Source organism: Terribacillus sp. 7520-G (assembly GCF_002271665.1).
Taxonomy (GTDB): Bacteria; Bacillota; Bacilli; order Bacillales; family Amphibacillaceae; genus Terribacillus.
Map to the genome: position 1 here is coordinate 33512 of NZ_NQFP01000029.1, position 14786 is coordinate 48297.

Sequence of the window (14786 nt, forward strand, 5' to 3'; positions counted from 1 at the left end):
TTTTGTGTGGATATCAATTTTAGACAAAAAGGAGATCAAGATAAGCCATCCCCGTTTTTGCTTTGCTGTCCTATACTGTGCTCGTAAGGCAGGTTTGCCAAGGCTTGCCTTATCAGGATCAGCAATCATACATAGGAGGAATGCGGGATGAGATTCCGGAAACAGGTGTTAAAAACAAGTGTCGCTTCGTTAAGTGCAGCATTGATACTGGGAAGCAGTCTGACAGTGGCTTCTGCTCAAACGGGAGCGGATGACAATGTGAAGCCGTATAAAGAAACATATGGCACATCACAAATCACGCGTCAGGATATGAAGGAAATGATCGGGCAGCACGGGGACGATCGGTATACCGTTCCTAGTTTCGATGCTTCTTCCATCAAAAATATCGATTCGGCTACGAAGATCGATGAAAACGGCAATGAGATTAAAATGGATGTATGGGACACATGGCCGCTGCAAAATCCAGATGGCACAGTTGCAGATTACAATGGATACCAAATTGTCTTCGGACTCGCTGGTGATCCGAAAGATGCAAGTGATACCTTCATTTACATGTTCTATAAAAAATCAGGTGATGATTCCGTCGATGCATGGAAAAATGCTGGACGGGTTTTCGATGACGAAGATAAATTCAAAGGCGATAAGACGTTAGCCGGTCAGGAAGAAGAATGGTCCGGTTCTGCCACGTTCACAGAAGATGGCAAAGTGCGTCTGTTCTACACGAATCGCGGAGGCTGGAATGAAGCGGAAGGTATCTTTGGGAAGCAATCCCTCACGACAGCCCAAGTGAATGTGTCCGAAAAGAGTGAAGGCACATTGCAGATAGACGGAGTCGAAGACCACAAGACCATTTATGACGGTGGAGACAGCAAAACATACGAAAATATGGATAAAGCCTTCGAAGATCGCAACTTCGCCAACAACCATACGTTGCGCGATCCGCATTATATCGAAGATAAAGGGAAGAAATACTTGGTATTCGAAGCGAATACAGGAACTGAATATGGTTATTCCGGTGAAGAGTCCCTTTATAACCGGGCTTATTACGGAAATGGGATGAAGTTCTTCCGCGATGAATTCAAACAGCTGCAGAACAGTGATAAGAAGGCGACAGCAGAGCTTGCCAACGGTGCCATCGGCATTGTGGAGATCAATGACGATTACACGCTGAAAAAAGAAATGAAGCCGCTGATCGTTTCCAATACGGTGACAGATGAGATCGAACGTCCGAACATCTTCAAGAAAGACGGCAAATTCTACTTGTTCACAAGCACACGCGGATCTAAAATGACGATCGACGGTATCGATGATCGTGACATTTATATGCTCGGATACGTGTCGGATAGCTTGACTGGCCCTTATAAGCCAATGAATAAAACAGGTATCGTCTTGCATCAGGATCTGGATCCGAATGATTTGACATGGACATATGCACATTACGTGATTCCGCAAAAGAACTCGGATGATTTCGTCGTAACAAGCTACATGACGAATCGCGGCTTCTTCCAGGATCACAAATCCACATTCGCACCGTCGTTCTTGCTTGATATTCACGGCAAAAAATCCTCAGTCGTGGAAGGCGGTATTTTGGAACAAGGACAGATTACGTATGACGAGGAATAAATAAGAAGCAGAAAAGGAAATGCCCAAAGAAGGCATTTCCTTTTCCTTCATTTACGCAAAAGTGTGGTGACAGTATGTTTGGCAGGATTTCGAAAAAGGGGTGGACGATGATCGGCATGCTGATTTTACTGGCTGCGGCGATAGCTTCTGCCTTTGTATTGGTGCTGCAAAAGAAGACAGAGCATGCATATCCCTATAAAGCAGGAACGGATTCCTATCGCCCGGTTTTTCATTTCAGTTCTCCTGACAAGTGGAAGAACGATCCGCAGCAGCCGATTTATTATCAGGGAAAATACCACTATTTTTATCTTTACAATAAAGACTACCCCGACGGCAATGGTACCGAATGGCGGCATGCAACCTCGGAGGATCTAATCCATTGGGAGGATCATGGAGTAGCGATTCCGAAATATACGACAGAAAACGGTGACCCGTGGACAGGATCTGTGGTTCACGATAAGAACAATACGGCTGGTTTTGGAGAGGATGCACTTATTGCGATTATCACCCAGCCGACTGGAAAGACGGGTCAGCAGGAGCAGTATCTCTGGTACAGCACGGATGGAGGGGATACTTTCAAGCAGGAAAGTGGGGAGCCGGTACTTGCCAACCCTGGTACACCGGATTACCGTGATCCAAAAGTGATATGGGATGAAGAAAAGAATAATTGGAGCATGCTTCTGGCAGAAGGGGATAAAATTGGTTTTTATGAATCTGCTGATCTGAAGACATGGACATTCACTGGAGATTTTCACACCGATGGAATCGGAGTGCTCGAATGTCCGGATCTATTCCAGCTGCGCGCGACGGACGGCACGGTTAAATATGTATTAGGAATGAGTGCGAATGGAGAGGGAAAAGGCGAGCCGAAAACGTATGCGTACTGGACTGGAGACTTTGATGGCGCAAGCTTTACACCAGATGAAGAAAATCCAAAATGGCTTGATTACGGTTTTGACTGGTATGGCGGCGTCACCTTTGAGGATGGCTTGGCAGAGGATAAGCAAGCCAAGCGGTATGCGCTGGCCTGGATGAACAACTGGTCGTATGCCGATCAGGCACCGACAATGGAATCTGATGGATTCAATGGGACGGATTCGGTTGTCAGGGAAATTTCTTTGCGAAATGGACAGGAGGGGTATTATCTAGCTTCCGAACCGGTCGCTGCATTGGATGAGCTTATTCAGTCGACCGAAGCAGTCGAGGATATCTCCCTTCATGATGACACCCGAACCTTGGATGCCACGGCGGAAACATATCGATTGGATGCTGATATTGCATGGAACGAAAGTCCGAACGTCGGGCTGCGCCTGCGGGAATCGAATGATGGGACTCGTCATTTGGATGTTGGGATAAATGCCGCTGGGGGGTATTCCTACGTGAATCGGACGCATACACCCAATCCAGATGCTTCTGGTTCTTATCAGGAAAGCAAGGCGCCGTTTGATGCGGGGAAGAAGCAAGCGCATTTGACCATTCTCATAGACAAAACAACCGTGGAAGTGTTTGTTGACGGAGGAAAAGTCGTGCACAGTAACTTGGTATTCCCCCAGTCGCAGGATCAAGGGATCGGCCTATTTGCAGAAGGAGGCAGTGCGGAGTTTGATAATATTTATATAACTAAAATGGGGAATTCACCATAGATTTTTTAAAAAGGTCTAATACAGGCCTTTTTTTATTATTTAAAATGCATTAACAGATGAGTTATCATGTTAGGTTATTTTACATCTTGTGTAAGTAATAATTTTCGAGTTATAATGATTATTGTTTATTAAATATTTGTGATAATGTAAGAAAAGCAGTACATAATACGAATGATTTGTAAAAATCATTACATAAGGGGGATTACCATGGCATCAAAAGAGAATGAACTGCAGCAGAAGCAGTCTCCTTCCAAAGGAAAATGGGGTGTCCTGTTAGGTGCGGCCTTCCTCATGGGATCATCGGCCATCGGGCCAGGCTTCCTGACACAGACAGCAGTCTTCACAGATCAATTATTAGCCAGCTTCGGCTTTGTTATTCTCATGTCCATCATTTTGGATGTCGGTGTGCAGATGAATATATGGCGTATCATTGCTGTTTCCAGAATGCGCGGACAGGATATCGCCAATAAAGTATTGCCTGGTCTTGGCTACTTCCTTGCTTTTGCCGTTGCGCTGGGCGGGCTGGCCTTCAATATTGGCAACGTCGGCGGGGCTGGACTGGGTTTGAATGTTATCTTTGGTCTTGACGCTCGAATCGGTGCTATCATAACAGGTATCATAGCGGTTGGTATTTTTCTTTCCAAAGAAGCCGGGGCAGCGATGGATCAGATTGCCCGAATACTCGGCGTCGTCATGATTGTTTTGACATTATATGTAGCGTTTCAGAGTGATCCGCCTGTCGGAGAAGCAATCACACGCACATTTGCGCCGACAGAGATCGATGTATTTGCCATCATCACCCTTGTCGGTGGTACAGTCGGCGGCTATATCACCTTTGCTGGAGGCCACCGTTTATTGGATGCAGGTATTTCCGGGAAGGAGAATCTGCCGTATGTAACGCGAAGCTCTGTGACAGGTGTCTTGATTGCTTCCATCATGCGGGTATTCCTATTCCTTGCTGTTTTGGGTGTGGTGGTCACTGGGGTGTCATTGGATGCAAATAACCCTGCAGCGACAGTCTTTTTGGAAGCAGCTGGGACTATCGGCTATAAGATGTTCGGCTTGATCCTATGGGCTGCGGGTATTACGTCGGTGATTGGTGCTGCCTATACCTCTGTTTCTTTCTTGAAAACCTTGTCCAAGAGCGTTGAGCGTCATCAGAAGCTCGTGACCATTGGTTTCATCGTCGTTTCGACAGTGATCATGGTCTTGGTGGGCCAACCTGCCACACTGCTTGTCATTGCAGGTGCGGTGAACGGTTTGATCCTGCCGATTGGTTTAGGCGTATTGCTGATCGCAGCTTATAAGAAATCCATTGTCGGTGATTATAAACATCCATTATGGCTGACGATCTTTGGGGCAATTGTATTTGTCGCAACGGCATATTTGGCGATTGTCACATTGATTGATAAAGTACCGCAGCTGTTCTAATTCGAGAAGGAGGTCCCAAAAATGAAGCTTACCTATAATCCATTAGGGGATACGGGCATCCAGCTTGTTTTCGGGCAGACGATCTCAGAGGAAACAAATCAGGAAATCCGGATGTTTGCAGAGCTGTTGAAACAGGAGCGGATCGAGGGGATCATCGAATGGGTGCCGGCATATACGACATTATCCATTTTTTATCGCCCTGATAAAATCCGCTATCAAGCGCTGCTGGAACAATTGGAGCGTCTATATGAAAATATGCAAGGAGGAGTGGCTGAGGCTGCTTCTCTTGTTTATGAGATTCCGACCTATTATGGCGGGGAGACTGGTCCTGATTTGGATTTCGTCGCGGATCATAATGGCCTGACGGCAGATGAGGTCATCCGTATCCATTCGAGTCGGGATTATTTGATTTATATGATGGGGTTTGTCCCTGGATTCCCTTATCTGGGCGGGATGCCTGAAGAAATTGCCACCCCGCGCCGTGAGGATCCCCGTGCGAAGATCGCCGCGGGTTCAGTCGGCATCGCAGGATCGCAGACCGGCGTTTATCCGTTGGAAACACCGGGCGGCTGGCAGATCATCGGCCAGACGCCGGTGAGATTATATGATCCAGGCCGTGAGGAGCCGATTTTATTATCCTCCGGTCATTATCTGCGGTTTGTGCCGATTTCAAAAGAAGAATACGATGATATTGCGGCAGCAGTCCAGCTTGGGGAATATAGGATTGTCAGTAAGGAAAAGTAAGGAGGTACTGGTATGAAGACAATCGATCTTAACAGCGACTTGGGCGAAAGCTTTGGTGCCTACACGATCGGCAATGATGAGGAAGTACTGAAATACATATCATCCGCCAATATTGCGTGCGGATTCCATGCGGGGGATCATAATGTCATGCTGGAAACGGTCAAAACAGCAGCTAGCCTTGGAGTGGGCATCGGTGCTCATCCAGGCTTCCCTGATTTGGCAGGATTCGGCCGCCGCGAGATGAAATTGCCGCCGGATGAAATCCATAACCTTGTGGTCTACCAGGTAGGAGCGATCCAAGCGGCAGCGAGGGCTTGCGGTACCTGCGTCCAGCATGTGAAGCCGCATGGGGCGCTTTATAATATGGCTTCGAAGGATTCGACCATGGCAGAAGCGATTGCAAAAGCAGTGCATGCGGTCGATCCTGATTTGGTTTTATTCGGACTGGCGGGCGGTGAGCTTGTACGCGCAGGAAAAAGGGTCGGCCTGCGTGTGGCGCAAGAGGTCTTTGCGGACAGGACGTATCAGCCGGATGGAACGCTGACACCCCGTTCGCAGGCAAATGCGATGATTCATGATGTGGCGATTGCGGTCGATCGCGTCATCCGTATGATCCGAGAAGGAAAGGTGACCGCTGTGGATGGCGAGGATATCTCTATTCAAGCGGATACGATTTGTGTGCATGGAGATGAGCCGGAAGCGTTGCGATTTGTCCAGCAGCTCCGGGAGAGACTGCAGGCAGAACAGATAGAGATCCGGAATTTCGGAGTGGGAAGACATGAGTGAAAAGCTGTTTCAAGTGATCAAGCCGGGGCTGATGACGACTTTCCAGGATCTCGGCCGGACTGGCTATCAGGAATACGGTGTTGTCGTAGCTGGTGCCATGGATGATTTTTCCCTCCAAATCGCCAATCTGCTCGTCGGGAACGGTCGGGATGAGGCAGGACTTGAGGTGACGATGATGGGTCCGGCACTCAAGGTGCTGAAGGATGCTGTCATTGCCATCACGGGAGGGAATTTGTCCCCGAGGGTGAATGGCCAGCCTGCGCCGATGTGGAAGAGCTTCGCTGTCAAAGAAGGGCAGCTGATTGAATTCGGACAGCCGCTGGAAGGGATCCGGTCCTATATCAGTGTGGCTGGCGGCTTCGACTTGCCGGAGGTCATGGGCAGCAAATCCACATTCCTGAAGGCAAAGATCGGCGGGCTGAACGGACGTGCACTGGAGAAGGAAGATATACTGTATGCTGCGGGTGATACACACGCGATTACGGGACGTTCCCTCCATTATGATGAGATCCCGAAATATCAGAAGGAGATCAATGTACGTGTCATCCTTGGGCCGCATCAGGAGGCCTTTACAGACGAGGCGATCCAGACCTTCCTGACTTCTGCATATGAAATCACCCCGCAATCAGATCGAATGGGCTTTCGTTTGAATGGACCGGAACTGGCGCATAGAACGACCGCTGATATCATTTCCGAAGCAATCCCGCTCGGCGGAATCCAAGTGCCGGCCAATGGCCAGCCGATCATCCTGATGGCGGATCGGCAGACGACCGGAGGATACACGCGAATTGCAACGGTGATTGCGGCGGACATTCCGTTGCTCGCACAGGCTGCACCGGGAGCTGTGGTCCGGTTCGAAGAAATAGATGTCAAGGAGGCGCAAGCCCTTAATCTTAAAAGAGCAAAAATAATTCGAGTCCTTGAGAAAATAACGTAAATGGGATTTTTCTAAAAAATCTCAACTAAATTCCTTTTACTCCGATATATGAGGTACTAAATACTTTATTGAGGAGAAACTGATGACTGTTAAGATTGCATGTTATGGTTCTTGCATTACTAGGGATAACTTCAACTCGAAGCTGAATAAAAATTATAAAGAGAGGTATGAATGTGTTGCTACCTCTTTGCATACGTCGATAATCAGTCTGGTTTCACCACAAGTTCCTTTTGATGAAGCGAAGTTGGACCATGTGGATATCAAGAGTGCTGACAGGAATAAACGCATTGTCATGGAGGAGCTGAACAGGACTTTCTTGGATGACTTAAAAGAGAGCCAGCCAGATTATTTGATCATGGATTTCTTCCCGGATATCTATTTTGGAGTAGTCTTCTCGCAAGACCGCATCTTCACAAATAATGACTGGTATATAACAAGAACCTCTTTTTACAGGGAGATGCAAGAAAAGTTCATCCTGGACATCGGAGACAATTCGACCGAGTATTTGAGCGTTTGGTTACCATCCATCCACAAGTTCATGGAATTTGTAAAGGAGCATGTGCCGAATTGTGAAGTGATCATCAATAAGGGAAGGTTCAGCAATCGATTGATGCGTGATGATGGGAATATTTCGTATCTTACACCTTTTGATGGTTATAACGAGGTTTGGAATGTGCTCGATAACTTTGTGGTTTCAAAGTATGACTTGAAATATATAGAGTTGGATCATTCCGAGTACTATATCTCTTCTAAACCGACACTTGGCTGGGACATTTTTCAATTGCATTATCAGGATGATTATTACCATGACTTCCTGAAGCAGCTGGATGGAACAATCCGTCACAATGCTGGTATGAATGCTTGATCTTATACAGATAATATGTGATTGATCTTGTAAAAGGTCAAAAGCGTGCGCTAATCAGATAGCGCACGCTTTTTTTTAATTTCGGATCAAGTAGTCGAATGCACCAAGTGATGCAGTCGCTCCCGATCCCATGGAAACGATGATTTGTTTGTATGCAGTATCTGCACAATCTCCTGCGGCAAACAGGCCGGGGACGTTTGTTTGGCCGTGTTTGTCGACGATGATTTCGCCCATTGGAGTGCGCTCGACGACATCTGCGAGCCATTCTGTATTTGGCACTAGGCCGATTTGGACGAAGACGCCTTGCAAGGCGATGTGTTTTTCTTCGTTTGTGTCGCGTTCTACGTAAGTGATGCCGTTGACGCTGTCATCACCAGTAATTTCTGTCGTTTGCGCGTTTGTGATGATGGTTACGTTCGGCAGGCTGTAAGCGCGCTGCTGCAATACTTCGTCTGCTTTCAGTGTGTCGTTGAATTCAAGCACGGTAACATGTTTTACGATGCCAGCCAAATCAATGGCTGCTTCGATACCGGAGTTACCGCCGCCGATGACGGCGACGTCTTTTCCTTCGAATAGTGGACCGTCGCAATGCGCGCAATATGCGACGCCTTTGTTCTTGAATTCCTGTTCCCCGGGAACGTTGACATTGCGCCAGCGTGCGCCCGTAGAGATGATGACGCTTTTGCTTTTCAGTGTTGCGCCGTTTTCCAATTCCAGCTCGAATAGATCATTTTTGGCGATCTTTGTTGCTTTTTGGAGGTTCATCACATCGATGTTATATTCCTTCACATGCTCTTCCAGGCTTGCGACAAGCTTCGGGCCTTCTGTCTCTTTGACAGTGATGAAGTTCTCGATACTCATCGTATCCAATACCTGGCCGCCAAAGCGTTCCGCTACGATACCCGTGCGGATCCCTTTGCGTGCAGCATAGATGGCCGCACTGGAGCCTGCTGGACCGCCGCCGACAACCAGGACGTCATAAGGATCTTTATTATCGAACTCAGAGGCATCAGCTCCGGATCCCATTTTAGCGAGCATTTCTTCAAGCGTCATCCGGCCGCTGCCGAAGTTTTCGCCGTTCAGGTAAACTGTCGGCACTGCCATGATGTTCTTGCTTTCCACTTCCTGCTTGAAGGCTGCACCATCGATCATCGTGTGCGTGATGTTCGGGTTCAGCACGCTCATCACATTAAGTGCCTGCACGACATCCGGGCAGTTGTGGCAGGTCAGGCTGATATAAGATTCAAAGTGGAATTCGCCTTTGATGTTCTTGATCTGCTTGATCAGCTTCTCCTCAACCTTCGGTGCACGCCCGCTTACTTGCAATAGTGCCAGGACTAGCGATGTGAATTCATGCCCGAGCGGGATGCCGGCGAATGCAATGCCGGTATCTTCGCCGGCGCGGTTCACGGTGAAGCTTGGTGTACGTGTCAGTTCTGCTTTTTCCACTGTGATTTTAGGCGACATGGCCGCAAGTTCTTCAACCAAGGAAAGCATGTCTTTGGAAGTGTCATCTGCACCAGCACTTACCTTGAGCACGATAGGGTTTTCCATCAGTGCCATGTATTGGTTCAATTGAGCTTTGATGTTTGCATCAAGTACCATATTCAACGCACTCCCTTAGATTTTGCCTACAAGATCCAAGCTAGGTGTCAGTGTTTCAGATCCTTCTTCCCATTTTGCCGGGCAAACTTCACCTGGGTTTTGGCGCACGTATTGTGCTGCTTTGATTTTGTTCACAAGCGTGCTTGCATCACGGCCGATACCGTCTGCATTGATTTCGACAGTCTGGATGACGCCATCTGGATCGATGATGAATGTACCGCGGTCAGCAAGACCAGTTTCTTCGTTCAATACATCGAACTGACGGGAAATGGCCTGGGATGGATCGCCGATCATTGCATATGTAATTTTACTGATTTTTTCAGAGCTGTCATGCCAGCCTTTATGAACAAAATGTGTATCTGTGGATACGGAAAATACTTCTACGCCAAGCTCTTGAAGTGTGCTGTATTGATCCTGAAGATCTTCCAGTTCAGTCGGGCATACGAAGCTGAAATCTGCAGGGTAGAAGCAAACGACACTCCATTGGCCTTTAAGATCCGCTTCTGTTACTTCGATGAAATCGCCGTTTTTGTAAGCTTGTGCTGTGAATGGTTGTACCTCTTTGCCGATTAATGACATAAATAAGTAGCCTCCTAAAATATCTTGATAATTAGAAACTTAGAATTACTTGAACAAAATAATTCTAAATTTATATTTGTTAGTAAGCGTAGAATACGATAGATTTCATGTCAAGAGAATATGTGAAAGTTGTCACAATAAAATATTGACGTGACGCCTTTTGTTCGGTGTTTCCAGTATCCGTCGGATGCATATGCCATCCTTATATTAGGGAAAACTTGCAACTTGTCAGCTTTTTCAGTTGAAAAGGCTCTTTGAGAAGAAGGATTTCTGCAACAGGCTGAAAGTGAATCTGAGGATTTTAGCACTTTATCTCCATGATCTTTTTAGACTGCAGATAAAAATAGTATTAATGAGTCGGCAGTTTAGAAGATTAGGGGGAATCTTTTAAAAATGTGTCAGCCAAGACCCTATCCTCCGATGGCCGGTACCGCTGACTGATGCAGCATGGCGCTCTTTCCCTGGTTGTTGGATCTCCGGCAGATGATGGCCTGGCGCCGAGGAGCTGCAGGGACTGCTGGGGTTCAAATTATAAATCGGATAAGCGGCCCGAAAAGGAGTCGCTTTTTTGTGTAAAGATTTGAGTGGCGAAGGCTTCGGTTTGCGTATCAGCTGGTAAGAGGAGGAATCGGTCGTTTTATGACTAACTTTGTCGATTATGGATTTGGGTATATATAACTGCGTGCCATATATAATTTTAAATTGATGGGTATAATTAACTATTATTGAACGACTCGTTTAAAGGCAGTCTATTATGATTTAGCAGGAGATACTGTAAAATGATTAGACTCAAATTAAACCGTAATGCCTATTAATATAGTCTCGTGCATGATGGGGAGCAAATATATTCCAAAAAACCCAATATATTATTTAACGATAGCTTTATAGAACATTAACATCACATTAACAATCACCTTATAAAATTACCCTCGTACACGACCTAATTCTATTAACTTTTTCGATGGATTGGTGAAGGTTTTTATAATCGGTGAGATGGAGGAATGCGAAATGAAGCTGAGCAAAAAATTACTAGGGGTGACGCTGGCCGGTACGCTTGCGGTTGGTTCACTTGGTTTGACGGGACTTGAAACGGAAGAGGTAGAGGCGAAAAAGGATAAGAAAGTGAAGAATGTCATCCTCCTTGTCAAGGATGGGGTGAGCTCTACAACCACTACGCTTTCCAGATGGTACAAAGGCGAGGATTTGGCCATGGATGAAATGGTATCGGGCGGTGTGCGTACATATTCTGCAGAATCGGCAATCACAGATTCAGCACCTGCCGGCACGGCAATGGCGACTGGCAATAAAACGAATGACAAGTTTGTCGGTGTGCTTCCGGAGAAGGTTGCTTCCCCGGGAGTGGATGAGGATCTTGCCGATGACCCGTATCGCCCGGTGACGAATGTGCTGGAAGGTGCCAAGCTGAATGGAAAAGCGACAGGGCTTGTTTCCACATCCGAGATACAGCATGCGACACCTGCAGCGTTCTCCTCTCATGCAGAGCATCGTCAGCAATACGATAATATCGCTGAGCAGCAAGTCTATCAGAATATCGACGTTGTCCTGGGCGGCGGGAAGGATTCACTTGAGAACGGGAATAGAGAAGATGGCGAAGACTTGCTTGAAGTAATAGATGATAAGGGTTATGATTTCGTCGAAAATCGTGATGATTTGCTCGATTCAAAATCGAAGAAAATCTGGGGCTCCTTTGCACCGGCAGCACTTGCTTACGATATGGACAGGGAAGTGACACAGCCGGAAGAACCGACACTGGCGGAAATGACGAAAAAGAGTATTCAGACATTGTCCAAGGATAAGGATGGTTTCTTCCTATTCGTGGAAGGAAGTAAACCGGATTGGGCAGCGCATGCAAATGACCCTGTCGGCATGATCAGCGATACGCTGTCATTTGATGACGCGGTGAAAGAAGCACTTGATTTTGCCAAGAAGGATAAGCACACGATGGTGATTGCCGTTTCTGACCATGGTAATAGCGGAATATCCATCGGTAATGAAAATACGGACGGCAGCTATCCTTCTACACCTGTCTCTGCTTATGTGGATCCGCTGAAAGAAGCGCAAATGACGCTTGAAGGCGCTATGTCCCAGTTGAATGAGGATGGATCCAACAGATTGGAAGTGGCAGAGCTATACGGTATCACGAATCCTACCGAGGAAGAGAAGAAAGCAATCAATGAATCAGAGGATCTTGAAGGCACATTGGTTGACCTCCTGGCGCAGCGAGCCAATCTTGGATTTACGACTGGCGGGCATACAGGAGAGGATCTGTTCCTTTACGCTTATGGACCAGGCAAACCATCAGGTATGATCGAAAATACGGATATTGCCCATACAGTGGCGGATGCGATGGGCTTCAAGCTTGATAAGCTGAGCAAAAACATGTTCATTGAAGCGGAAGAAGCCTTCGGCAATTGGGGAGAAGTGAGCATCGATTCTTCTGATGCAGCCAATCCGGTATTAGTAGTAGAGAAAGGACGCAAAAAAGCGGAATTCCCTGTGAACAAGAATATCGTTGTCGTAAACGATCGGGAATATGAGCTTGATAGCGTAACCGTTCAAAGCGGCGGCAAGTTCTATGTATCCAAGGATGCCGTGAAATTGGTGAAGAAAGCAAAATAAATCGGAAAGCACCCTTGCAGACCAGGGGTGCTTTTTGTATACGCTGATCGAAAGAGTGAAAATAGCAAAGTTTGCCTTCCTTCTGTGACAACCAATGAAAGAAGAGCCCGCACCGATGTTCCTGACTTTTTAGGGGGAATCACATCGTTATGGCGGACTCTTTATCACTTTCGCATCTCTTCTCGTACCTGCAGCTTGTGTCTGTATAATGGGGAGGGAGGTGGCAAATTGTTTTCCAAGACGTTTTTCTATCGGCTATTGCTTATCTTTATTGGTCTATATATTCTATATACCTTCGTTGATAATTACATATTGGATCACCGTGCATCCTTCTTCCTCGAACAGAAGGTGGAACTGCGTGATTCCTTCCGTTTACCGGTCTGGCTTGATGTCATGTATGTACATGTATTCGTGGCTTGCTTGGCTGCGCTGAGCGGAGCGGTGAACTTTTCAAGGGGGCTGGCTTGGCATAGGCGGAAGTTCCATCGTATAAATGGTTATGTGTATGTGATATCGGTCATGCTTGTGTCCTTGACATCAGGATACCTGGCGCCTTACGCAACGGGAGGAAGGCTGGTCAGTGTACCATTCAATATGGTGAATCTGTTTTGGCCGATCATGACAGTGATTGCCGTCGTCCATGCCAGGAAAGGCAGGCTGGATGAGCATCGGCATTGGATGCTTCGCAGCTATATGTTCTGTTTTACAAATTTGTTCATTCATTTGATTTCTTCGGTTTTATGCAAGGGGGGATTGGATTATACGCTGAGTTATACCATCGGGGTGTATGGTTCGATTGCAGTGAATGTCCTGATTGCGGAGACTATCATCCTTTATGTGAGGAAGAGATGATCGGCTGCGGGCGGTGAAAATAGCTGGATGGAATGGTCGGTACAAGCTTCGGGAATGAGGGATCAAACGAGCCATTGTAATTTTTTATGTCGGAAAATCTCCTCTAATACATTATAGAATGCCAGGTCTCTGGCATGATGGAAAAAAGCTGCAAAAGGGAAGGGGATGGCAGATGAATTTAAAAACGGCTCCTTTATTCGTCCTGCTAGCTGCGATGTTATGGGGGACGACTGGTACGGCACAGGCTTTCGCTCCATCAGATGCGCACCCGATTGCGGTTGGGGCAGCCAGGCTGGTGATTGGCGGCGCGTTTTTGCTGGTAATGGTGTTGCTCTTCGGGCGGTTCAGCATGAAAGGGTGGCCAATCAGGCTGACAGTCCCGGCTGCCATATGCATGGCGTGCTACCAGCCATTATTCTTTTCGGCGGTGCAGCAGACTGGTGTGGCTGTAGGAACGGTCCTTGCAATCGGCAGTGCTCCGATAATGTCCGGGCTGCTGGAGCTGCTGTGCTTCAGGCGGCGTCCTGGGCGTATATGGTGGATGGCGACGCTGTCATCGATTATGGGCTGCGTGCTGCTGTTTCAGACCGGTGCTTCGCTGGCCATCGAACCCATCGGTGTTTTGCTGGCACTGGGAGCTGGGCTCTCTTTTGCTGGTTACACACTGCTGAGCAGACAAATTGTACAAGGCAGGGGCCCACTTGAGACGGCGGCCATTATCTTTGGAATGGGCGGGGTTCTCCTATTTCCATTCTTTTTCTTATTTGATATGGAATGGATTCGTCAGCCAAGCGGCTTTGCTGTAAGTATGCATCTGGGAATCGCTGCGACAGCTGCTGCGTATTTCTTGTTTTCAAAGGGTCTGCAGCAAGTCCCGGCGTCCTCGGCTGTCACGCTTTCCTTGGCCGAACCGCTTACGGCGGCTGTATTAGGTGCAGTGCTGGTGGGCGAGGAGCTAAGTCTCTTATCTTGGGCGGGCATTGGATTGCTGCTGGCGGGTATAGTCATGATATCACTTGCTTCCAAAAGGGCCGAGCCTGTATGATGGAGTTTTTTGTTGAGGACTTAAACGGCTTGGTCC

The 14786-nt window shown here is 47.4% G+C and carries 12 protein-coding genes; 10 read left to right on the forward strand and 2 right to left on the reverse strand.

All coding sequences use genetic code 11. The annotated features are described in order from the left end of the window. The first annotated feature begins 147 nt into the window (after positions 1-147). The 7 genes from CHH53_RS11090 (at position 148) to CHH53_RS11120 (ending at position 8029) form a co-directional block, all read left to right on the forward strand. The gene (locus CHH53_RS11090; protein WP_095216199.1) at positions 148-1623 is read left to right on the forward strand and encodes a glycoside hydrolase family 68 protein; all 1476 of its coding nucleotides are present in this window, start codon (positions 148-150) and stop codon (positions 1621-1623) included. Between the two features lie 107 nt (positions 1624-1730). After that, positions 1731-3266, forward strand: coding sequence for a glycoside hydrolase family 32 protein (locus CHH53_RS11095; protein WP_095216200.1), 1536 nt, complete (start codon positions 1731-1733; stop codon positions 3264-3266). Between the two features lie 207 nt (positions 3267-3473). Further along, positions 3474-4697 (forward strand): NRAMP family divalent metal transporter, encoded by a 1224-nt coding sequence (locus tag CHH53_RS11100; RefSeq protein WP_095216201.1) that lies wholly within the window; start codon positions 3474-3476, stop codon positions 4695-4697. 21 nt (positions 4698-4718) lie between these two features. Beyond that, positions 4719-5441 carry a 5-oxoprolinase subunit PxpB gene (pxpB, locus tag CHH53_RS11105; protein ID WP_095216202.1) on the forward strand — a complete coding sequence of 241 codons (723 nt, stop codon included), beginning with the start codon at positions 4719-4721 and terminating at the stop codon, positions 5439-5441. A gap of 12 nt (positions 5442-5453) precedes the next feature. Beyond that, positions 5454-6227, forward strand: a complete 774-nt coding sequence (locus tag CHH53_RS11110; protein WP_095216203.1) for a LamB/YcsF family protein — start codon at positions 5454-5456, stop codon at positions 6225-6227. Next, on the forward strand, positions 6220-7164 hold the full coding sequence (locus CHH53_RS11115) for a 5-oxoprolinase subunit C family protein (protein WP_095216204.1): 945 nt from the start codon (positions 6220-6222) through the stop codon (positions 7162-7164). Before CHH53_RS11110 ends, CHH53_RS11115 begins: the two co-directional genes overlap by 8 nt. 82 nt (positions 7165-7246) lie before the next feature. Further along, positions 7247-8029 carry a DUF6270 domain-containing protein gene (locus CHH53_RS11120; protein ID WP_095216205.1) on the forward strand — a complete coding sequence of 261 codons (783 nt, stop codon included), beginning with the start codon at positions 7247-7249 and terminating at the stop codon, positions 8027-8029. Between the two features lie 75 nt (positions 8030-8104). On the opposite strand, the gene ahpF is transcribed toward CHH53_RS11120, so the two are convergent. Beyond that, positions 8105-9634: an alkyl hydroperoxide reductase subunit F gene (gene ahpF / locus CHH53_RS11125; protein ID WP_095216206.1), complete on the reverse strand. Its 1530-nt coding sequence runs from the start codon at positions 9632-9634 to the stop codon at positions 8105-8107. A gap of 15 nt (positions 9635-9649) precedes the next feature. Continuing rightward, entirely contained in the window at positions 9650-10213 is a 564-nt protein-coding gene (gene ahpC / locus CHH53_RS11130; RefSeq protein WP_095216207.1) for an alkyl hydroperoxide reductase subunit C, read from the reverse strand. 1008 nt (positions 10214-11221) lie between these two features. On the opposite strand from ahpC, the gene CHH53_RS11135 reads away from it, so the two are divergent. The 3 genes from CHH53_RS11135 to CHH53_RS11145 all read left to right on the forward strand — a co-directional run bounded on the left by CHH53_RS11135 (position 11222) and on the right by CHH53_RS11145 (position 14750). Continuing rightward, positions 11222-12853: an alkaline phosphatase gene (locus CHH53_RS11135; protein WP_095216208.1), complete on the forward strand. Its 1632-nt coding sequence runs from the start codon at positions 11222-11224 to the stop codon at positions 12851-12853. A gap of 228 nt (positions 12854-13081) precedes the next feature. Beyond that, positions 13082-13705, forward strand: a complete 624-nt coding sequence (locus tag CHH53_RS11140) for a DUF2306 domain-containing protein (RefSeq protein ID WP_369819882.1) — start codon at positions 13082-13084, stop codon at positions 13703-13705. Between the two features lie 172 nt (positions 13706-13877). Next, complete coding sequence (locus CHH53_RS11145) at positions 13878-14750, forward strand: EamA family transporter (RefSeq protein ID WP_095216209.1); 873 nt, start codon at positions 13878-13880, stop codon at positions 14748-14750. Positions 14751-14786: the final 36 nt, after the last annotated feature.